We start from the raw sequence: 21,332 nt of genomic DNA on the forward strand, positions 1-21,332 counted from the left end.
CAACCAGGAGATGGACATGGGCGGCGAGTGCAATGAACCGCAAGTGAACGAAGCAACGCAGCTGGCAGCGGAGCGTGCCTATCAGGATGGCTTCATCGCCGAACGCCTGCCGCTGTGGATGAAGTCGGCGACACCGCAGCAACGGGCTCGGTTTGCAGATGCGATGGACGAAAGCGTGGTGCTGCGTTCGCATCTCAAACACGTGCTGGGGCGGATCGAGGCGCTGGACGGCTTTATCAAATCCAAGCTGCAGGCCGCATTGCGAGCGCGCTATTCGGCTCAGTTCAATCTTCATCAGTGGAGCTTCATCGGCGGGTACCCGGAGCTTGTGATCTATGCCCAGCCCGTTGGCGTCCACCTGACCAAGCAGCAGTACGACCAGCGTTCGCTTCTGGAGGTGGCAGTACGCAACTTCACCGCTGAGGAAGCCGTAGCGGGCGGGCAACCGCGCGGCAATCGCTTGACCAGCGCCAGGCAGGGCAGGATCAAGGCGCCGTCTGCAACCGAGTTTGCCAAGCTGTGTCGTGAACTCGATCTTGGCAGCGCATACCAAGCGCATCTGGCCGAGGTTTTGAGCGGACCTGTGACAGACGACAAACCGGCATGGACCGTCCCATGCTTGCTGGCTGACTGGAGCCGCCATGCCATGCTGTTTGATGCCTACCAGGCCCGTGACCGCGCTGGACTGAGCGAGCGTGAGCTCGAGACGATTGCCGAACTCTGCGCGAAAGAGGGCGCGCAAAACAAGGCTTCGACCGTGACAGCGCAACGTCTGCGTCTGCTGGACTGCGACCTGCAGCAGATCGTAGTCATCGATGAGTCGCACAACGACGGAAGGTTGCTGCTCTATGTGCCTGGCGATCCAAACGGGGCCTGGAGCGCGTTCTCCAGCCTTCGCAAGCTCGCCAACGAACTGGGTAGGCGCCTACGCAGCCAGGCGTACCAGACATTCTTTCGCCGCTTCGTGCGCAGACGCGACAGTCATGCGTTCTATTCAATCGTGATTCCCGCGTACAAAGACTTGGTCATCTGGGCCAACATCAGCCTGGATGAAAGCCTCGTGCCCTATGGCACGCCGTTTTTTCAACGCCTGGCCCATGCGCGTATCGAGCAGATAAAAGATGACGCGAAGGTGCTCGTGGCGCCGGTTGAAGAACTGGACCGCACCCTGCAGCGCGAATACGACGAGCGCCTCGCTGCCGATGGCCAGGCATTGTTGTCCGCCGCAGGCCTGTTTGTGCCGGTGCTTGGCGAGGTGCTTTTGGCCGTCAGTGCCTGGGAAACGCTCACTGAGGTCTACCACGGCATCGAGGCCTGGCAAGACAACCACACACGCCAGGCATGCAAGCACCTGCTCAATGTCGTTACCGCGGTCTCGGTGGCCGGCGCCACCACCGCGGCGGTCGCTGGGGTAGAGGCCCTCTCGGCGCGCTCGAGCATCATGGACAACCTGTTGCCGGCCTATCTGGAAGACGGTTCGGCAAAGCTGTGGGCTGCGGACGTCAAGGCCTTTCGCAGTGACGTGCCACCGTCAGGCGCGACGCGCGATACAGCCGGGGTCTTCCGGTTGGGGGAGCAGGCCTGGATCGAGATGGACGGACACTACTACCGCGTGCGTCAGCGAACCCAGGACGGGCAATGGCAACTGCTGCCGCAGGCTGGGCATGGGCCGTTGTTGAGACACAACGGTGCGGGTGCCTGGCGGTTGTGGTTCGAGCAGCCGGCCCAGTGGGAAGACGTCCATTACTTGTTCCGTCGATTGGGTGGGCACTTTCGCGAGCTGGATGACGAGCGGATCGATCTCGTCCTGAGTTTCCACGGACTAAAGGCGGATGATCTGCGGGGGTTGCACGTGTATGGTCGCGCGCCGGCTTCCGGGTTGCTGGACAGCACGGTCCGTGCCCACCTGGACTTGCGCATCCGCGACATGGTCGAGCGCTTGCGCTCGGGCAAGCAGGTGGAGGATGCCTTAGCATTGCAGGGCGCCCAACGTCTTCCCGGAGCTGGCGGACTGCCTGACCAGGCATTGGCCGAGGTCGCATGGAAGGCTCGGCGCGAGTTGCTGCAGGATCTCTACGAACACATGCCCAACGGCGAGAACCTCGCCAGCACGATGTTGCGTCGAGTGTTTCCCAGTCTGCACTGGCGTGCTGCGCAAGGGTTGGTGGACGCGGCGACGACTACGGACCGGCAACGCCTACTCGACAGTGGACGTGTGCCGCTGCAACTGGCGGAATCGTCCAGAGCGTATGTACAAAACATGCGTGTGACACGCGTGTATGAAGCGCTGCACCTGGACACGCCGCAAAACGCTGATGTGGCCCGGGTCGCCATCGGCATGCTGCGCTATTTGCCCGGTGCTGCCACGGGTATCCGCTGGCGTTTGCTCGAGGGCAGTGCCAGCGGCCCCTTGCTCGTTGCGAGCGAGGAGGGGGCCACCGCCTGCGATCTGATACACGTCGAGGGTAAGTTCCTGGTCGTCGATTCTGAAACGAACCTGTTGGGCGAGCCGCATGAGTTGTTCGACGCGCTGGCCGCCGCCTATCAAGGCCAGCAAGCGGCCATGGGCATTGCCGATCCCTTTGCCCACAACCTGCGCGTGCTGCTGGCCCGCCAGGCGATCGAACGCCCCAGCGAGGTCAGGGAGCTGTTGAGCAAAGGGCAAGGCAAGGACCGCTGGTTGGCCCCGCTGCGCCAGGACGATGGCCGGCTCGGTTATCCCTTGAGTGGGCGCCTGTCCGGTAGCAGCCGGAGCCGAGGAGGGCCTTGGATGATCCAGGCGGAACTGCGGCGGATCTATCCCACTTACTCCGACGCCCAGGTCAGTGCCTGGCAAGTGAAAATGCAGCGTACCGGCAGGGACATGGCGCAGGAACTGCGTCAGCTTCGTCACGAACTCAAGACCCTGGAACAATCGCTCAATACTTGGCTCACAGCCACCACTGCGCTGTTGGAAAGGTCAGACCGCAGGCGGGTCACGGGGCAATTGCTGGCGTGCTGGCAGCGAGTCACCGACGAGCCTTCGCTGCTCAATTCGTTGGCGATCGACTATCGCTTGGAACTTAACGGCCTGAGGCCAGGATTCTTGCCCCCTCTGCCTACCCGCAGCTTCTCCCATGTTTCTGAGCTGGCGATTCTGGATATGGACTTGGCGCATGTGCCGGACTATTTCCTGCAGGCGTTTCCCAACCTCCGGACGCTGCGGGTCAGCGGCAACCGACTGTCTCGACTGCCGGCACGCCTGCATCAACTGCCGCGCCTGCGTGAACTGAACCTGTACGACAATCAAATCGCCCTGGATGACAGCCAAGTCTCTGAGCTGACTCGCTGCTCCCGCCTGGAATACATCAATCTTTCGCACAACCCTCTGGGGCTGGTGTTTTCCGTCAGCGGATTTTCCAGGCTCAGGCGACTGCTGCTGCGCAACACTTTCATCGATGTGCTGCCTCCGGGATTGCTAGAGTGCGCGGAGCTGGACTACGCGGACCTGAGCGACAATCGAATCACCCGGATACCGCCGATGTTCCATCAGGCCCCCTTGTGGCTCAGGCATCGCGTGCTGTTGATGGGCAATCCGCTGGCCGAGGACGATGTCCAGGCCTTGCGCGTGGCGTTCCAGTCCGTCAGGGGAGCCAATACCCATGCCATAGCCTGGAGCAATGCCGTTGCGAGCGCTGACCGGGACCGGCTGCTCGAGCTGTGGCATTCGATCGAGGCGGCCGAGGGCTCGGCTGGGCTCATGACACTTCTGCGCAGGTTGCTCGATACCGCGGATTTCCAAAAACAACCGCAGGTATTGGCCCAGCGTGTGCTGACCATGCTGAAAAACATGCACGAGCAGACTGATTTGCTCACAGAGTTGTTTACCCATGCTGACGATGACCTGACTTGCCAGGACAGTGTGGCGTTGCGGTTTCACAATTTGGAGGTGCGGATGTTGGCGGTCCAGGCCAAGGCCCAGGCCGGCACCGAGCAGGGCGCCACGACGCAGGCATTGCTTAGGCTCGGACGGCGCTTGTGGCGCCTGGAGCAGGTCCGGGATCATATCTTGAGCTTCCTGCGTGCCCAGGCTGAAGCCGGCACCCCCCTAGATGAGGTCGAGGTAATGCTGGGCTATAAGCTGGCATTGCGTGAATCGCTTGATTTACCCATCGAGGCGGGCGAAATGGCGTTTCCCGAGTATGCCCATCTGGATCCGGCCCGGGTCGACCGGATCCGTACCCAGGTTCGCGCCGCAGAACAGCACGAAGCGCTGGCCGGCTGGATGGTGGATCAGGATTTCTGGCGTGAGCACCTGTTGGCGGAAAACCCTGGGCACTTCGACAAAGGCAATGCACGGCATCACCGACAGCTTGAGCAATTGACGGCGCAGAGGGATGCGTTGACGCAGGGCGACACCCAGGCGCAGGCCTTATCGGCCCAGGTTCTGCAACAGGTGGAAAACATCGAAGACCAGATGAAACGAATCCAGAAGCTGCAAAAAGCTGACGAACGATACGAGATGCGTGTTTTGACCAACCGGGTGCTGGGGAAGGCCCCGGCCGGTGCCGGCATCGATGTCCGTTGATGCCAGAATTGCCTGCAGGTGCCGCGCTGGCTGGAGGGCTTTGGACTATGCTCAGTTAGGGGGGCCGCGGTTTCTGCAGAGGTCGCAAGCCTGGTTCGACGTGCTGCTGGTAATGGCCAGTTACCTTTCGCCTTATCACCTGACTTGTCAGGTGGTTTAGGCTCGCACGTCGGATCTTTCTCAATGATCTGTAGTCTTTGAGTTATCGAAATAAGGAGATGCGCATGCTCGTCCGGTCACTGACCCTCGCCACTCTGCTTGCCCTCGCAAGCCCTGTGTTCGCTGCGGACAGCGATGCTCCGCTGGCCAAGGAACTGGGCAAGGCAAGGCCCTTGGTCATCATCGCACCCAGCAGCGCCGACCCGACTTTGCGCGGGTTGAACGAGGCACTCCAGGACCCCGCTACCCAAGCCGCCTTCAAAGAGCGCAGCCTGGTGCTGTACAGCGTTGCCAACATGATGGGCAAGCGCGAGGACAAGAACCTCGAACAGCAGACCACCATGGCGTTGATTCGCGAACTCAAGCTCGGCGCCAGCAAGGGCACCAAGGTGATCCTGGTGGGCAAGGATGGCGAGCGGCATGTGCTCAAGGACGACGACAGCGGCGAGAAGATCGATCCGCAGGTGATCATCAAGGCCGTGGACGAACTACCTGCCAGCGAGAAGGCCGTGAGCGCGCCGGAGCCGGTGGCGGCTTCCGCGCCTGCTGAGCCCAAGTCCAAGGGCAAGGACAGCAAGCCTGCCAAGCCGGCAAAACCGGCGGCACCGCCAAAGCCGCTCGAGGACTGATCGATACAAGCGAGGCGCCGGTCGGCCTGGCGCCTTGCCTGCGTGAGCAGATGACCCTACGCTTCGGCTTGCTTGGGCTGCGTCGAAGCTTGCTGTTTCTTCGCAGGCTTCAGGCGTGTCACGCCGTACAACACCAGCGCCAGACCCGCCAACTGATACCCCGAGATCTGCTCGCTGAGGATCGCCCACGACGCGAGCATCGTCAGCACCGGTCCCAGATTGCCCACCGCTGCGGTATGGGTGGGGCCCAGGCGCTGGATCGCCAGGGCCACCCAGTAGATCGGCAACACCGTGGAAAACACCGCCATCAGCCCCGCATGTATCCAGATCGCCAGTGGCTGCTGCCACAGCTGGCCGATGTCCGCCACCAGCAGGTAGTGCGCCAGCACCATCAATGACGAGGCGATGCCGCAGAGCCCAGCCAGACGCATCGAGCTCATGCGCTTGAGCATGATGCCCGTACCCGAGTAATAGAGCGCGTAGCTCACCGCACTGGCCACCACCCACAACGATCCCAGCACCACTTGCTCGCCGACCCCGGCCACACTGACATCGTGTACGAAGGCGATGCCCAGGCCCAGGTAACACAAGCCCATGGCCGTCAGGGTCCGCAGGGTAGGGCGCTCGCGCAGGGCGATGGCCTGGAACACCAGCACGAGCGTGGGATAAGTGAACAGGATCAGCCGCTCGAGGCCGGCGCTGATGTACTGCAGACCATAGAAGTCGAACAGGCTCGCCAGGTAGTAGCCCAGCAACCCGAGCCCGGCCACGCGCAGGCCGTCCCCAAGCCCCAGCTTCGCAGCGGACTGGCCACGGCTGAGCCAGGTCAGCCAGGCGAACAGCGGCAGTGCCAACCCCATGCGCATGGCCAACAGGGTGATGGCGTCCACCGGACCTGCGGCATAGGCCAGCTTGACGAAGATGGCCTTGAAGCTGAATCCCAAGGCCGCCAGCACGGCATAGACACCGCCGTTGTGAATCGCAGTCTGAAGGCGAAGGTGCAAACGCGTCATGGCAAAGTCCAGGCAATTGAAGGCAGGACTTATTCTGTACAGAACGGGTTGTGGCTAGAATCGCTTTTTCTCGAACATGGCTTTCGCTTTTGGAGAACGCACAAGGATGCACTTCGACTTGCCCGATCTGCGCCTGTTTGCCGCAATTGCCGTTACCGGCAGCCTGAGCAAGGCGGCGGCGACCATTCCGGTGGCGGTGTCCGCTGCCAGCACCCGCCTGCGCCTGTTCGAGTCTCGCTGTGGCTTTGCCCTGTTCGTTCGCAAGGCTGATGGCATGCAACTGACCCCCGCTGGCCGGCTGGTACTGGAGGCGGCCCGTGGTGTGCTGGGGGAGGCGCAAAAGCTGCAGGACACCTTGAAGGAGTTGGCAGGGCAGCGGCGCATCACGCTGCACCTGGCGGCTTCCACCGTCAGCAACAGCACGCTGTTGCCGGCGGTGCTCGGACCCTTTCTGGCCGACTACCCTGAGGTCGACCTGCAACTGGTCGAGCACAAGAGCATCGATGTATTGCGCGTGGTGCTGGCCGGTGAATGCGAGTTAGGGGTGTATGACGGCAACCTGATCGACGAAGGCATCGTCTCGCTGCCGTTTCGCAACGAGCGCCTGGTAATGCTGGTACCAGTGGATCATCCCTTGGGCGGGCGCGAACAATTGCGCTTGGTTGATGCCCTGGGTTACCCGTTTGTGTGTCTGCCGGCAGAGCGGGCGATGCAGCGCTTCGTCGAGGAGCTGGCGATGAATCTGGCCATGCCGTTGAAGGTGCGTGTGCGTGCGCCGAGCTTCGAGGCCATCGCTCAATTGGTGGCCCAGCGCGCGGGTATCGCCATGCTGCCGGAAACCGCCGCTGTGCGCGCCGAGCAGGAGCTGGCGGTTCGCAGGGTGATGCTGGAGGAGCGCTGGGCCACCCTGGAGCTGCGTATCTGTTTTCGTGACTGGGAGCGCCTGAGTTCTCATGGTCGGCAATTGGTCAGCTATCTCTCGACGGCGTGAGCCCACCGGATCGGCGACTGACATGTTGATGTTTCGCCGCCCGCGAGGCGCTTTTGAAAGGACCCTCCAGTCGGTAGCGACCTGCTAAAAGTGCATCCGAACGCTTACAATCCACGCCCTTCAATACGATCGCTCAGGCCTGTCCGCTCATGGCTCTAGACCCCCTCACGATGTTGACCATCAGCATTGCCCTCGCGGCTGCGGCTGCTTTGTACCTGGCGGTCGAGTGGCGCACCGTGCGTGCCACCTCGCTGCTGTTCTGGGCCGCTGGGTTCGCCACCATCAGTGTGGGGTCGACCTTGGCATTGTTGCGCGTCAGTGGGCTGATGCTCGTCGGGGTGTGGTTCGCCAATGGCTTGCTGGTGTTGGCGCATTGGTTCTTTCTCGTGGGTGTGGCGCGGTTTACCGAGATGCGGCTTTCCCGTGGCTGGTACCTGTTGCCCGTTGTCTGGCTGATGCTGTTGCTGCTGCCTGAAAGCCCGCAGTGGTCGAAGGTGATGTTGCTGGCCAACTCGCTGCTGGTGGCCTTGCCCACCCTGTGGGCCTGCGTGCTGCTGCGGCCCCATGGCAAGTCGTTGCGCGTGGGGGCGGTGCAGCTGCGTTATGTGCTGCTGGCCCACGGCATCTTCTACCTGGCCAAGATGATTCCGCCGTTGGTGCCTGGGACGCTGATCGATCTGGCGGCCTTGCGTGGCGCGATCATCCAGGTGTCGCTGGTCGAGGGCACGATGGCGATCATGCTCATCGCCTTGTCCATGACTGGCACCGAGCGCCACCGACGCGAACGGCAGATCGCCCGGCTGGCGGCGCGCGATCCCTTGACCGCCCTGTATAACCGGCGCGCCTTGGAGGCACGCGCCCCGCGTCTGCTGGATGACGTGGCAACGGACCGCCCCGGTGCGCTTTTGCTGATCGACATCGACAACTTCAAGATGGTCAACGACCTGCATGGCCATACTGCCGGTGATCGCCTGCTGGTTGCATTGGGCGAGATGATTCGCGCCTCGACCCCCGCCAGTGGCTTGGCCGCCCGGTTGGGCGGCGATGAGTTCGTCATCCTGCTGGGTAACGCGACCCGTGAAAAAGTCGAAGGGTTGGGGAGCGTTTTGCGCGAGCAGTTCCATCGGATGACCGCGCAGACGTTCGCTACGCCTGCGGCGGTCACCCTCAGCATCGGCGTCAACCTGTTCGATCGGGCGCCTGCCAGCCTGGCGGCACTGATCGAACAGGGTGACGTTGCACTCTACGAATCCAAGCGAGGCGGGCGTGACAGCATCCGCCTGGTCGATCGCACCCAGCCTAAGGCATAGCGAAGGGTCGTCTCGGCATCGGAACCGCATCGGCCCGGTCGGGCCGGCGTTTTTCTTCTTCAGCCCACCCGCAACCAGAGCGCCGATGCGTCGTCGCTCATCTTGAACCGTGGATAACGAACGCAGGCGGCATCGTCGCGCTCGATCTGCCGTAGTCGCAGCGCAAGTTCTGCCAGGCCCTGCTCGCGCAGCTGGGTCATGAAGGTGTGGGGCGTGCAGGCCCGGTAGGTATCGAACAGGGCCGCGAAACCATCGCTCATCAGCACCAGGTCGTCGCCGCGCCTTACAGGTGCGCGGGTGTATACGGTACCAGCCCTGGCCACTTCGGCATCGACGCTGAGCACGGCCTTGGGACGCTCCCGGGCGATGCGCCGATCTGCCTGCACGGCAGGTGTGCGCACGCCATGGGCGCCGGTGCCAGGGCCCAGGGCGAGCGCCTCGGCGCGTTCGGTTTCGCGGTCCGGCTCAGGTGTCAGGAAGGCAATGCCGTGCTCGCTGCGGTGAAGTACGACGCAGTCCGCCAGATGGGCGCAGACTACTTCGTCATCTTCCAGCGCCACCGCCGCAAAGGCCGCGCGGGGCAGCTCCCAGCCGGCGACCGGCTCACGTCGGCGGTCGCGTTCGTAGGCTGCGGCCACGGTAGCGAACACCTGTTCGCACAGGCTCTGCAACGGCCCGCTTGCGCTGACAAAGGCAGCCTGCGCTGCCGCTGCCAACCAGGCCGCGCCCCCTTGTTCACCCAGCAGACCAGGCGGGCCCAGATCGGTTGCGCCGTCGATAACCCAAGCATGACGGCTTGCACAGCCAATACGGTCGTCATTGGGAACATCGGCCTTGCCGGCCAGGTTGAGACTTTGGATCAGGTCGAAATGCATGGTGTGTCGTCTATCTCGTGAAAAAAGAAGCTTCGACAAGCGCGGCTACCTTGAGTTGTGCTGCGCCGGCGCGTTGTGCAGCCGATGCTGGTGAAGCAGCGCCAAGCGCTCGAGACTAGGCCAAATACCGTTTCAATTATGTAGGAAACCACCGTGAACCACGCTCTGACTGCGCGACTATCGCCTGGCCCATCCGCAAGCGTCTGCAACCGACGAAGCGCTGGCCCAGGCCATCGCCTGCCAGGGGTGAGGGTCTAGACTCTAACCTTTGCGATGTGATCGTGGAGGCTCCAATGCCCAGCAAAAACACCATCTGCCTCTGGTTCGACGACGATGCCCTGGAGGCGGCGACTTTTTACGCCAAGACCTTCCCCGACAGCGCAGTAGGGGCAGTGCATCACGCACCGGGCGACTACCCATCGGGCAGGGCCGGCGATGTCATCACTGTCGAGTTCACCGTGGCCGGTATTCCCTGCGTCGGCCTGAACGGGGGGACCGCGTTCAAGCACAGCGAGGCATTTTCGTTCCAGATCTGCACGGAGGATCAGGCCGAGACCGACCGTCTGTGGCAGGCCATCGTCGGCAACGGCGGCCAGGAAAGCGTCTGCGGCTGGTGCAAGGACAAGTGGGGCATCTCGTGGCAGATCTCGCCCCGGGTGCTGCTCGAGGCCATGGACAACCCAGACCGGGCCGCCGCCAAGCGCGCATTCGACGCCATGATGCAGATGGGCAAGATCGACATCGCCGGGATCGAGGCGGCGCTCAAAGGTTAGCGGCATCATGCTTTGCCGTGCCCTGGCAATAGCCCGCTGATCAGCTGGTGCGCGGTTTGGCGCAGGATGCCGGCTTGGTCCGGGTCGCCTTGCAGCAGGGCGCCGGCGAACTTCTTCGCCTGCTCCAGGGTGATGTGCGGCGGCAGCGGCGGGACATCGGGGTCGGTACGAAAATCGATCACCACGGGCACCTCGCTGGCCAAGGCCTGCTCCCAGGCGCCGGCCACGTCCTGCTCGCGTTCGACATACAGGCCCTTCAGACCGATCGAGAGGGCGAACAGGTGGTAGGGCACGTCAGGAATGTCCTGGCTGGCGGCAAACTTGGGGTCTCCCTCCATCACCCGCTGCTCCCAGGTGACCTGGTTGAGATCCTGATTGTTGAACACCGCGCAAATCCAACGTCCGTTGCCCCATTGTCGCCAGTACTTGGCCACGGTGATCAGTTCGGCCATGTTGTTCATCTGCATGGCACCGTCGCCTACCAGGGCCACCACGCAGCGCTCGGGGTGAGCGAACTTGGCTGCGATGGCGTAGGGCACTGCCGCGCCCATCGAGGCCAAGCCCCCGGACAACGAACATTCCATACCCGGGCGGATCCGCAGGTCGCGGGCGAACCAGTTGGCGCAGGAGCCCGAGTCGCACGTGATGATGGCGGCGTCCGGCAGGCGAGGCGAGAGTTCATGGACGACCCGCTGCGGATTGATCGGCGCAGCCTTGCTCAGGGCGCGTTGCGTCAGCTTCTTGTCCCACGCCTTGCGCCAACCTTCGACCTTGGTTCGCCAACTGCGGCGGGTCTTATGCTCGATCAGCGGTAGCAGGGCGTCCAGCGTCTGTGCGGCATCGCCCATCAAGTTCACTTCCATGGGATAGCGCAGGCCGAGCATGTCGGCAGCGATGTCGATCTGTACGCCGCGGGCCTGACCTTCCTCTGGGAGGAACTCGGCGTAGGGGAAGCCTGAACCGATCATCAGCAGCGTGTCGCATTCGTTCATCAGCTTCAGGCTGGGTTCGGTACCCAACAGACCGATGCAACCGGTGACCCAAGGCAGGTCATCGGGCAATACGGCCTTGCCCAGCAGGGCCTTGGCGACGCCTGCACCGAGCTTTTCGGCGATTGCGCTCACCTGCTCACGGGCCTGCAGCGCGCCGGCCCCCACCAGGATCGCGACTTTCTTGCCGGCGTTGAGTATCTGCGCAGCCTGCTGCAATGCGTCGGGGTGGGGCACGATCCTCGGTGGGTTGAAGCCTGTGCCCGAATGCAAGGTGCCATGGGCCCGTGCAGGCGACTCGTAGGGCATTTCCTGCAGATCGTTGGGCAGCACCAATGCGGTGACCCGGCGTTCGCCCAGCGCCGTGCGTACGGCGCGATCCAGCAAATGGCGCACTTGGGCCGGGGCCGTGGCCTGCTGGACGAATGCACCGGCCACGTCCTTGAACATCGAGACCAGGTCCAGCTCCTGCTGGTAATGCCCACCCAGCGCGGTGCGGGCCTGCTGGCCGACGATGGCCAACACCGGCATGTGGTCCAGGCGGGCGTCATACAGGCCTGTCAGCAAGTGCGAAGCGCCAGGCCCGGACGTTGCGATGCACACGCCAAGCTCACCTGTGAACTTGGCATGGGCGCTGGCCATGAATGCCGCCATTTCTTCATGGCGGCACTGCACGAATTCGATCGTACCGGCCCGACGCAGTGCACCGAACACGCCATTGATGCCATCGCCCGGATAGCCGAATACCCGCTTCACGCCCCATTGGCTCAAACGCTCAACCAGAAAATCGCCTACGGTGCTCGCCATCGTTCCTACCTCCATGCAAACCGTCACAGCAGTGGAACTTCCGACGACCCCCAGGGCCGGATGTTCAGATTCATTTGACAGGCTGAATGAATCCAACTGGTGGCTTGGGGAAAGTTGCGCTAACTATCTAGAGGGCTGACTTCGCTTGCGAGGCCGATCAGGCGCAGGGGCGGCAGACAGATACGCCGCACGAGCCTTGCGCACGACAGGGAGTACACAACGAGGCATCACGTCTCGCAGGAGGAAACATGAACACCACGAAGACGTTGCGATGGGCCTTGGTAGGCCTCACGTGCGGCATGCTCAGTGCCCAGGCCGCCGAGACCAAACGGGTCGACGTACTGCTGGTCGGGGGCGGGATCATGAGTTCGACCCTGGCGGTCTGGCTGAATGAGCTGGAGCCGGGTTGGTCGATGGAAATGGTCGAACGCCTGGACAAAGTCGCCGAGGAAAGCTCCAACGGCTGGAACAACGCAGGCACCGGGCACTCGGCCCTGGCGGAGCTCAACTACACACCGGAGAAGAACGGCAAGATCGACATCGCCAAGGCCATCGAGATCAACGAGTCGTTCCAGATCACCCGGCAGTTCCTCGCCTGGCAGGTCAAGCAGGGCGTGCTCAAGGACCCGCATTCGTTCATCAACACCACACCGCACATGAGTTTCGTGTGGGGTGACGACAACATTCGGTTTCTGAAAAAACGCTACGAGGCCCTGCAGGCCAGCCCCCTGTTCAAGCCCATGCAGTATTCGGAGGACCCGGAACAGATCAAGCAGTGGGTGCCGTTGATGATGGAGGGTCGTGACCCCGCGCAGAAGCTCGCGGTGACCTGGACGCCCATCGGCACCGACGTCAACTTCGGCGAGATCACCCGCCAGTACGTGGGCTACCTGCAAGGCCGACCGAACTTCGACCTGAAGCTCTCGAGCGAAGTCCAGGACATCACCCGCAACGATGACGGCTCCTGGCACGTCGAATACAAGAACCTCAAGGACGGTACCACGTCCGCCACCGACGCCAAGTTCCTGTTCATCGGCGCCGGCGGCGCCGCCTTGCCGCTGCTGCAAAAGTCGGGCATCCCTGAAGCCAAGGACTATGCGGGCTTCCCGGTGGGCGGCTCGTTCCTGGTGACCGACAACCCGGCCATCGCCCAGCGGCACATGGCCAAGGCCTACGGCATCGCCGCGACCGGCGCGCCGCCCATGTCGGTACCCCATCTGGATACCCGTGTGCTCGATGGCAAGCGCATGATCCTGTTCGGCCCATTCGCCACCTTCTCCACGCGTTTTCTAAAAGAGGGCTCGCTGCTGGACCTGTTCGCCAGCATGTCCGTGCACAACACCTGGCCCATGGTGCGCGTCGGGGTACGTGAATTCGACCTGGTGCAGTACCTGATCGGGCAATTGATGCAATCCGACGATGACCGCTTCGAGGCGCTGCAGACCTACTTCCCCCACGCCAAGAAAGAGGACTGGCGCCTGTGGCAGGCGGGGCAGCGGGTGCAGATCATCAAGAAGGACCCGGAGCTGGGCGGGGTCCTCAAGCTCGGCACCGAAGTGGTGATGGCCAAGGACGGCAGCATCGCTGGCTTGCTGGGCGCATCGCCGGGGGCCTCGACCGCGCCGCCGATCATGCTCGACCTGCTGCACAAGGTGTTCAAGGACAAGGCTGCCTCTGCGCCCTGGCAGGAGAAGTTCCGGCAGATCATTCCGTCCTACGGGATTCGCCTGAACGATCATCCTGACAAGCTCGAACAGGAGTGGGCCTACACCAACGAGTTGCTCCAGTTGGCGCCGCCGTCGAGCCACGCAGGGCAGACCGAAATCGCAGCGCCGTAGTGTGCACGATGCCCCGGGTGGCCTTGCGCCTCCCGGCGGCTTCTACTCCACGTGATTGGCCACCTCCCAGACTTTTTGGCGGAACCACCTGCGCAATGGATCGGCGTGCGTGCGCTCGTGCCAGATCTGCATCAATTCGACCCTCGGCAGCGCCAGGGGCAGCGGGTATACCGCAAGCTCCGGGTCCCGTGCCGCCGCATCTTCGGCCAGCGAACGCAGGCAGGTGAGCAGCAGGTCGGTGCCACTGACCAGGCGGGCTGGGGCAAGAAAGCTCGACAACCCCGCAATCACACGTCGTCGATGGCCTTGGGCGCGCAGCGCGCGGTCCACCAGCCCATCGAGGTCACCGGTGAGGGTGGTCAGCACATGCTCGCAGGCCAGAAACGCCTTCAGGTCCAGGCCGTCGGTCAGGTGTGGGTTGCTCCTTGCGGCCAGCACCACCAACTCTTCGCCGAGCAGACGCTGCTGGTGGAAGGTGTCCGGCAGGTCGGTGAAGAATCCGGCGATGGCCAAGTCGCACGTGCCTTTCTCCAGGGCTTCGCGCGGCAACTGGCCACGGGTGTTGTGGGTGACCAGCACCAGGTTGGGGGCCTGGCTGCGCAGTATCGGCAGCAGACGGGGCAGCAGGGTTTGCTCCAGATAGTCGGTGCTATACAGGTGCAGGCGGGCAGGGCGGGTGAGCATGTCCGCGCCGTCGCAACGTTCGTAGAACAGCTCCAGCTGCTCCACCAAGTGCTGAACCTGAGGCGCCAGCTCATGGGCGCGAGGTGTCGGTGTCAGCCCGCGAGGCGCCCGGACGAACAGCGGGTCGCCGAATTGATGGCGCAGCTTGTTCAGCTTGTGGCTCAGCGCCGGCTGGCTGAGCGCCATGCGCTCGGCGGCCAGGGACGCGTTACGTTCCTGATAGAGCATCTGGAAGACCAGCAGCAGGTTCAGGTCCTTGTTTGCGATATTCATATTTTGGATCGCTGAAATTAGATCTTTAGAATTATCGAATCATAGCGCAGTCGATAGCATGGCCTCACTGACCGATACCGACCTTGGAGTCCAGTCATGCCTATCAGCATCTTCGCCACTATTTTCCCCAAGCCCGAACACCGCGACGCGGTGGAACAGGCCCTGCGGGTGATGGTGGAGCACTCGCGCGCCGAGCCCGGCAACCTGCGCTATGACCTGTTCGTTCGTGAAGCAGACGAACTGGCCTTCGACCTGTTCGAGCTGTATGTCGACTCGGCGGCCATCGATGCACACCGCAACAGTGCTCATTACCAGGCCTATCGCGCTGCAACCGCTGACTGGGTGGCTGCACCGACCCAGGTCCGCGTTGCCCACCCACTCGACATTGACCCCTTCGCCTGAACAGGAACCTGACCATGAACAAGATTTCCACCCTGGCGCTCACGGTGGCTGGCGCATTGCTGGCCGGCCAGGCCACTGCCGCGTCCAAAGGCGAGGTGCTGGTCTTGCTGTCGAGCGAGCATCAACTGCAGCTCAAGGACGGCAAACCGTACCCGACCGGCTATTACCTCAACGAGTTCGGTGTGCCGGCCGACCAACTGCTCAAGGCCGGCTACACGCTGGTGCTGGTGACGCCCAAGGGCAATGCGCCGAGCGTCGATGAGCGTTCGGTCGACCCGCAGTATTTCGGTGGCGATGCGGCCGAGATGCAGCGTATTCACAAGGTTGTGCAGAGTCTGCCGGGCATCGACGACACCTTGTCGGTCAAGGAGGTGTTAGCGGGTGACCTGGACCGTTACGCCGGCCTGTTCATCCCCGGTGGCCATGCGCCGCTGATCGATCTTGCCAACAACCCTGACGTCGGGGCATTGCTGCGCCACTTCCATCAGGCAGGCAAACCGACCGCCGCGATCTGCCATGGCCCGATCACCCTGCTGTCGGCCCAGCAGGACCCGGTTGCCTACCGCGCGGCCTTGGCACGCGGCGAGACGCCGGCCGCCAGTGACTGGGTGTACCAGGGCTATCGCATGACGATCTTCTCGGATCCGGAAGAACAAGTGTTCGAAAGTTCGCTCAAAGATCAACGCCTGCAGTTCTACCCGGCCAAGGCCATGGCTGCGGCGGGCGGCGACATGAGCTACGCGAAGGCCTGGGCGCCCCATGTGGTCATCGACCGTGAGCTGATCACCGGACAGAACCCGTTCTCCGACAAGGCGCTGGCCAAGGCATTGGTGGAGAAACTGGACGGTGCCAGGCAGTAAGGCCAAGCCTTCGGTGCCGGCGGTGGCACGTGCCATGCTCGTCTAGACTTAAAGCCCGGGCCTGTTTCGCGCAGGCCCGGCAATCATCCATCCGACCACCGCCTCCCGGCCCGGACGTCGCCGACGGTGGCCTTCTTGCAGAGGAGGGCAGGTCATGGACGAGGCAAGACTTCACGAGTTCATGGGCAAGCTGGTGGGCGACATGGGCGCGGCGGCGACACTGGCCAACGTGATCCTGGGCGATGAGCTGGGGCTGTATCGGGCCATGGCCGATAGCCAACCCGTGACACCCGAGGTGCTGGCTCAGCGAACCGGCTGTCATCCACGGCTGCTGCGAGAATGGCTCAGCGCCCAGGTAGCAGCCGGCTACATGGTTCACCACGACGGTACGTTCAGTCTTCCCGAAGAGCAGGCTCTGGCCCTGGCCATCGAGGAGTCGCCAGCCTACATGGCCGGCGGCGCGTCGGTGGTAGCGGCACTGTTTCATGACAAAGACAAGCTGATCGCCGCCATGCGTGGCGATGGAGGGCTGCCTTGGGGTGACCATCATCCGTGCATGTTCAGCGGCACCGAGCGTTTCTTCAGGCCCGGTTACCGTACCTTCCTGGTGGCTGAGTGGCTACCGGCGCTGGAGGGGGTGACCGCCAAGCTGCAGGCCGGAGCCAAGGTGGCCGATGTGGGATGCGGCCACGGCGCCTCGACCATCGTCATGGCCCAGGCTTTTCCCGCGTCTCGCTTTATCGGCTACGACTACCATGGGCCCTCGATCACGACCGCCACTGCGCGTGCCGAGGAGGCGGGCGTAGCCGGGCAGGTCAGCTTTGCCCAGGCCTCGGCCAAGGACTATCCGGGGCATGATCATGACCTGGTGTGCTTTTTCGATTGCCTGCACGACATGGGGGATCCGGTCGGTGCGGCCAGGCATGCCTACCACGCGCTCAAGGACGACGGCACGGTGATGCTGGTCGAGCCCTATGCGGAGGATTCGCTGGAAGGCAACCTGAACCCGGTGGGGCGGTTGTTCTACGCGGCCTCGACATTCATTTGCACCCCCAACTCGCTGTCTCAGGAGGTAGGGTTGGGGCTGGGGGCCCAGGCCGGCGAGGCGCGGCTGCGGGCGGTGTTCGAGGAGGCGGGGTTCACGCGGTTCCGGCGGGCGACGCAGACACCGTTCAACCTGATCCTGGAGGCGCGCAAGTAGCGGGCGAGCCTGTGAGAGCGTTGCGACTTCAAAAGGAGCACCGTGCGCAGTGGGGCGTCTGTGGGCACTGGCCACACGCAGAAGGGGCGCCATCTGGCGCCCCTTCTGTTTGCTGCTTAGGCTTCAGCGTCCCAAGGACGATCGCCTTTTTCGTCTTTGATGCGGGTCGGCAGGCCCATCACGTCCAGCGCCTTGAGGAACGGCTCGGCCGGCAGCTCCTCGACGTTGACCATGCGCTTGGCATCCCATTCGCCACGGGCGACCAGCAGGGCCGCGGCCACTGGCGGCACACCAGCGGTATAGGAAATACCCTGGCTGTCGGTCTCGGCGAACGCCTCTTCGTGGTCGGCCACGTTGTAGATGAACACTTCACGCGGCTGGCCATCCTTGGTGCCCTTGACCAGGTCACCGATGCAGGTCTTGCCGGTGTAGCCCGGAGCCAGCGAGGACGGGTCAGGCAGCACGGCCTTGACCACTTTGAGTGGCACCACTTCCAGGCCTTCGGCGGTCTTGACCGGCTGCTCGGAGAGCAGGCCCAGGTTCTTCAGGACGGTGAACACATTGATGTAATGCTCGCCGAAGCTCATCCAGAAGCGGATGTTCGGCACGTCGAGGTTCTTCGACAGCGAGTGGACTTCATCGTGGCCGGTCAGGTAGAGGTTCTGCGAGCCCACCACCGGCAGGTCGTCGGTGCGCTTGACCTCGAACATTTTGTTGCTGGTCCATTGGCTGTTCTGCCAGCTCCAGACTTGACCTGTGAATTCGCGGAAGTTGATTTCCGGGTCGAAGTTGGTGGCGAAGTACTTGCCATGGGAGCCGGCATTGACGTCGAGAATGTCGATCGAGTCAATGCGGTCGAAATACTGTTGCTGCGCAAGTTTGGCGTAGCTGTTCACCACACCCGGGTCGAAGCCGACGCCGAGAATGGCGGTGATGTTCTTTGCTTGGCACTCTTCGAGGTGTTTCCACTCGTAGTTGCCGTACCAAGGCGGCGTTTCGCAGATCTTGCCCGGCTCTTCGTGGATCGCGGTGTCCAGGTAGGCGGCGCCGGTATCGATGCAGGCACGCAGCACCGACATGTTGAGGAAGGCGGACCCGACGTTGATCACGATCTGCGATTCGGTCTCGCGGATCAGCGCCTTGGTTGCCTCGACATCGAGGGCATTGAGCGAGAAGGCCTGGATGTCGGCGGGTACCTTGAGGCTACCCTTGGCCTTGACGCTGTCGATGATGGCCTGGCATTTGGAGATGTTCCGTGACGCAATCGCAATACGACCGAGCTCGTCGTTATGCTGTGCGCACTTGTGGGCCACCACCTTGGCGACACCTCCTGCACCAATGATAAGAACGTTCTTCTTCAATTTACCTTTTGCTCCTTACTGAAAGGGCCTGCCTCAGGACAGGCTGGAAACGTAGTCTTCGAAACCGAACTCGCGCACCACCTCGACGCTGCCGTCGAGCTGCTTGACCACGATGGCCGGCATTTTCAGACCGTTGAACCAGTTTTTCTTGACCATGGTGTAACCGGCGGCATCGACGAACGACAGGCGGTCACCGATAGCCAGAGGCTTGTCGAACTGATACTCGCCGAAGATATCGCCGGCCAGGCACGACTTGCCGCAGACCATGTAGGTGTGCTCGCCGTTGTTGGGGGCCATCTTGGCGTTGAGGCGGTAGATCAACAGGTCGAGCATGTGCGCTTCGATGGAGCTGTCGACCACGGCCAGGTGCTTGCCGTTGTACAGGGTGTCGAGAACGGTGACTTCCAGCGAGGCGCTCTGGGTGATGGCTGCTTCGCCGGGCTCCAGGTAGACCTGCACGCCGTACTTCTCGGAGAAGGCCTTCAGGCGCGCGCAGAATGCGTCCAGGGCATAGTCTTCGCCGGTGAAGTGGATCCCGCCACCGAGGCTGACCCATTGGACCTTGTGCAGCAGGTGACCGAAGCGCTCCTCAATGTGCGAGAGCATCTTGTCGAAGAGGCCGAAATCGCCGTTCTCGCAGTTGTTGTGGAACATGAAGCCGGAGATCTGTTCGATCACCTTCTCGATCTTCTCAGGGTCCCATTCGCCCAGACGGCTGAACGGGCGTGCCGGGTCGGCCAGCAGGTAGTCGGAGCTGCTCACCTGCGGGTTGACGCGCAGACCGCGCACCTTGCCCTGGGACTGTTCGGCATAGCGTTGCAGCTGGCCGATGGAGTTGAAGATGATCTTGTCGCAGTTCTCGAGCATCTCCTCGATCTCGTCGTCGGCCCAGGCCACGCTGTAGGCGTGGGTTTCGCCGGCAAACTTCTGGCGACCTAGCTTGAGCTCGTAGAGCGACGAAGAAGTGGTGCCATCCATGTACTGCTGCATCAGGTCGAACACCGACCAGGTGGCGAAGCACTTGAGTGCCAGCAGGGCCTTGGCCCCGGAGTGTTCGCGCACGTAGGCAATCTTTTCCATGTTGCCCAGCAGCTTTTGTTTATCGATGAGGTAGTACGGCGTCTTGATCATTTAAAGGCCCCCGGCCAGGCCGGCCAAAAAAAGGACACGCATTGTGCCTTCACTTGCCCCGGATCGAAAGGGTCGAAGGCGCATTTCGTCCGAGTTGCACGTGTATTTGTTGTCCCTTTGCCATCAAGGCATCGGTCGCTTCGGTCAGAGGAGCCTCATCAGGGTATCTGCAGCCTCGTGGCAGACCCAGTTGAGCAGATGAATATGACCGTTGCGATCACAGGGTTTGCGCCGCCATCTGTCGGAAGGAGGGAGCAGGGCATGTGCCGTGGGGCTCGAACCTTCAGAACTGATCCATGAGGAGAACCCCATGACCAAGCATCACGAAAGCTCCCACGGTTTTGCCGACGACCCACAGAAAGTCCACGATGCCGGCCGCAAGGGCGGCACCAACCAGGACGTGAAGACCGACCGGGCAGAAAAGGCCCGGGTCGGTGGCCAGCACAGCCATGGCGGTACCCCGCGGCGCAGCGATCGCTGAGCGCCGTTCAGCCCTGGGCCGCCAGCCACGCCTGGATCTGCTCCAGCGTGGCGGTGGCCCCGCCGCAGACGATCACCAGGACATTGCGGTACGCCGCCAGGGCCTCGGGTTGGTAGGCCAAGGCCAGTGCCGCGCCGCAGGCCGGCTCGACCAGTACGCGGTGATCCAGTAGAAAACGCTCGCAGGCCTGCAGCGCGGCGCGGTCGCTGACCAGGCAACTTTCGACTGGGTGACGCTGTGCACAGGCCAGCGCCTGTTCTGCGACGCGCTTGGCGCCCAGGGAGGTGGCCACCGAAGTGATGCGTGGCAGTTCCACGGTCTGTCCGGCTTCAAGGGCTGCATGCAACGAGGCCGCACCGTCGGTTTCCACCGCCAGCACCGGCACGTCGTGCCAACCGTTGCGTTCGAGTCCTTCGACCACGCCACTGAGCAGGCCGCCGCCACCCACCGAGAGCACCACGGCATCGGGCTTCATGCCGGCGCGGGCGACTTCGTCGATCATGCTGGCATGACCGGCCCACAACAGTGGATCGTCGAACGGGTGGATGAAGGCATCGTCTGGCCCGACCAATGTCTGCGCCAGTTCGTTGGCCTCCTGCCAGGAGCTGCCGTGCACCACGACCTTGGCGTCTTCCAGGCGCAGCAGCGCCTTGGCGCGTTCGGTGGTGGTTTCTGGCACCACCACGGTCACCGGCACGCCGAGCTTGCGCCCGGCATAGGCCACAGCCAACCCCGCGTTGCCACCGGAGGACGAGACGAAGTGGCGCGCACCGCGGGCATGATGGACCTGGCAGGCATGGCCAACGCCACGCAGCTTGAATGAGCCGCACGGCTGCAGGGCTTCGAGCTTGAGCCAGACCGAGCGGCCGGCGATCAGCGAGAGAGGACGGGATTCGATCAGGGGCGTCTGGATGTGCAGGGACATGTGGGCTCTCCAAAGGGATGCTTCATTGTTCCGGCAGACGCAATCGCGGGGCAAGGGCGTTTT

17 protein-coding genes are annotated in these 21,332 nt (G+C 62.9%); 10 read left to right on the forward strand and 7 right to left on the reverse strand.

Annotated elements, in window-relative coordinates; all coding sequences use genetic code 11:
- The first annotated feature begins 43 nt into the window (after positions 1 to 43).
- Positions 44 to 4,567, forward strand: a complete 4,524-nt coding sequence (locus DQ397_RS24335) for an NEL-type E3 ubiquitin ligase domain-containing protein (protein WP_178113817.1) — start codon at positions 44 to 46, stop codon at positions 4,565 to 4,567.
- Between the two features lie 224 nt (positions 4,568 to 4,791).
- Positions 4,792 to 5,355 carry a DUF4174 domain-containing protein gene (locus tag DQ397_RS24340; protein ID WP_043206895.1) on the forward strand — a complete coding sequence of 188 codons (564 nt, stop codon included), beginning with the start codon at positions 4,792 to 4,794 and terminating at the stop codon, positions 5,353 to 5,355.
- Positions 5,356 to 5,411: 56 nt separating this feature from the next.
- Here the strand turns inward: DQ397_RS24340 and DQ397_RS24345 are convergent, their stop codons facing one another.
- Positions 5,412 to 6,368 (reverse strand): DMT family transporter, encoded by a 957-nt coding sequence (locus tag DQ397_RS24345; protein WP_043206893.1) that lies wholly within the window; start codon positions 6,366 to 6,368, stop codon positions 5,412 to 5,414.
- Between the two features lie 118 nt (positions 6,369 to 6,486).
- On the opposite strand from DQ397_RS24345, the gene DQ397_RS24350 reads away from it, so the two are divergent.
- Both DQ397_RS24350 and DQ397_RS24355 read left to right on the forward strand, forming a co-directional pair.
- Positions 6,487 to 7,359 carry a LysR family transcriptional regulator gene (locus tag DQ397_RS24350; RefSeq protein WP_238556592.1) on the forward strand — a complete coding sequence of 291 codons (873 nt, stop codon included), beginning with the start codon at positions 6,487 to 6,489 and terminating at the stop codon, positions 7,357 to 7,359.
- Between the two features lie 149 nt (positions 7,360 to 7,508).
- Complete coding sequence (locus tag DQ397_RS24355) at positions 7,509 to 8,669, forward strand: GGDEF domain-containing protein (protein WP_043206888.1); 1,161 nt, start codon at positions 7,509 to 7,511, stop codon at positions 8,667 to 8,669.
- A 59-nt stretch (positions 8,670 to 8,728) separates the two neighbouring features.
- Here DQ397_RS24355 and DQ397_RS24360 read toward each other — a convergent pair whose 3' ends face one another.
- Entirely contained in the window at positions 8,729 to 9,544 is an 816-nt protein-coding gene (locus DQ397_RS24360; protein WP_043206886.1) for a protein phosphatase 2C domain-containing protein, read from the reverse strand.
- 293 nt (positions 9,545 to 9,837) lie between these two features.
- Between DQ397_RS24360 and DQ397_RS24365 the strand changes: the two genes are divergently transcribed.
- A complete protein-coding gene (locus DQ397_RS24365) occupies positions 9,838 to 10,317 on the forward strand; it encodes a VOC family protein (RefSeq protein WP_043206885.1) in 480 nt (159 codons plus the stop codon).
- Between the two features lie 5 nt (positions 10,318 to 10,322).
- On the opposite strand, the gene DQ397_RS24370 is transcribed toward DQ397_RS24365, so the two are convergent.
- Positions 10,323 to 12,113 carry a thiamine pyrophosphate-requiring protein gene (locus DQ397_RS24370; protein WP_043206883.1) on the reverse strand — a complete coding sequence of 597 codons (1,791 nt, stop codon included), beginning with the start codon at positions 12,111 to 12,113 and terminating at the stop codon, positions 10,323 to 10,325.
- Positions 12,114 to 12,361: 248 nt separating this feature from the next.
- Between DQ397_RS24370 and mqo the strand changes: the two genes are divergently transcribed.
- The gene (gene mqo, locus DQ397_RS24375; protein ID WP_043206880.1) at positions 12,362 to 13,951 is read left to right on the forward strand and encodes a malate dehydrogenase (quinone); all 1,590 of its coding nucleotides are present in this window, start codon (positions 12,362 to 12,364) and stop codon (positions 13,949 to 13,951) included.
- A gap of 42 nt (positions 13,952 to 13,993) precedes the next feature.
- Here mqo and DQ397_RS24380 read toward each other — a convergent pair whose 3' ends face one another.
- Positions 13,994 to 14,908: a LysR family transcriptional regulator gene (locus DQ397_RS24380; RefSeq protein WP_043206878.1), complete on the reverse strand. Its 915-nt coding sequence runs from the start codon at positions 14,906 to 14,908 to the stop codon at positions 13,994 to 13,996.
- Positions 14,909 to 15,004: 96 nt separating this feature from the next.
- Between DQ397_RS24380 and DQ397_RS24385 the strand changes: the two genes are divergently transcribed.
- The 3 genes from DQ397_RS24385 to DQ397_RS24395 all read left to right on the forward strand — a co-directional run bounded on the left by DQ397_RS24385 (position 15,005) and on the right by DQ397_RS24395 (position 17,371).
- Positions 15,005 to 15,310, forward strand: a complete 306-nt coding sequence (locus DQ397_RS24385; protein WP_043206877.1) for a putative quinol monooxygenase — start codon at positions 15,005 to 15,007, stop codon at positions 15,308 to 15,310.
- 14 nt (positions 15,311 to 15,324) lie between these two features.
- A complete protein-coding gene (locus DQ397_RS24390; protein ID WP_043206876.1) occupies positions 15,325 to 16,170 on the forward strand; it encodes a type 1 glutamine amidotransferase domain-containing protein in 846 nt (281 codons plus the stop codon).
- A 154-nt stretch (positions 16,171 to 16,324) separates the two neighbouring features.
- A complete protein-coding gene (locus DQ397_RS24395) occupies positions 16,325 to 17,371 on the forward strand; it encodes a class I SAM-dependent methyltransferase (RefSeq protein ID WP_090344841.1) in 1,047 nt (348 codons plus the stop codon).
- 116 nt (positions 17,372 to 17,487) lie between these two features.
- Here DQ397_RS24395 and DQ397_RS24400 read toward each other — a convergent pair whose 3' ends face one another.
- A complete protein-coding gene (locus DQ397_RS24400) occupies positions 17,488 to 18,732 on the reverse strand; it encodes a saccharopine dehydrogenase family protein (RefSeq protein ID WP_043206871.1) in 1,245 nt (414 codons plus the stop codon).
- Positions 18,733 to 18,765: 33 nt separating this feature from the next.
- Positions 18,766 to 19,863 (reverse strand): carboxynorspermidine decarboxylase, encoded by a 1,098-nt coding sequence (gene nspC, locus DQ397_RS24405; protein ID WP_043206869.1) that lies wholly within the window; start codon positions 19,861 to 19,863, stop codon positions 18,766 to 18,768.
- Positions 19,864 to 20,173: 310 nt separating this feature from the next.
- Between nspC and DQ397_RS24410 the strand changes: the two genes are divergently transcribed.
- Entirely contained in the window at positions 20,174 to 20,344 is a 171-nt protein-coding gene (locus tag DQ397_RS24410) for a KGG domain-containing protein (protein WP_070571654.1), read from the forward strand.
- Positions 20,345 to 20,351: 7 nt separating this feature from the next.
- On the opposite strand, the gene DQ397_RS24415 is transcribed toward DQ397_RS24410, so the two are convergent.
- Complete coding sequence (locus DQ397_RS24415) at positions 20,352 to 21,269, reverse strand: pyridoxal-phosphate dependent enzyme (RefSeq protein WP_090344845.1); 918 nt, start codon at positions 21,267 to 21,269, stop codon at positions 20,352 to 20,354.
- Between the last annotated feature and the right edge of the window lie 63 nt (positions 21,270 to 21,332).

It is taken from the genome of Pseudomonas sp. CK-NBRI-02, assembly GCF_008124495.1.
In the GTDB taxonomy this organism is placed as follows: domain Bacteria; phylum Pseudomonadota; class Gammaproteobacteria; order Pseudomonadales; family Pseudomonadaceae; genus Aquipseudomonas; species Aquipseudomonas guariconensis.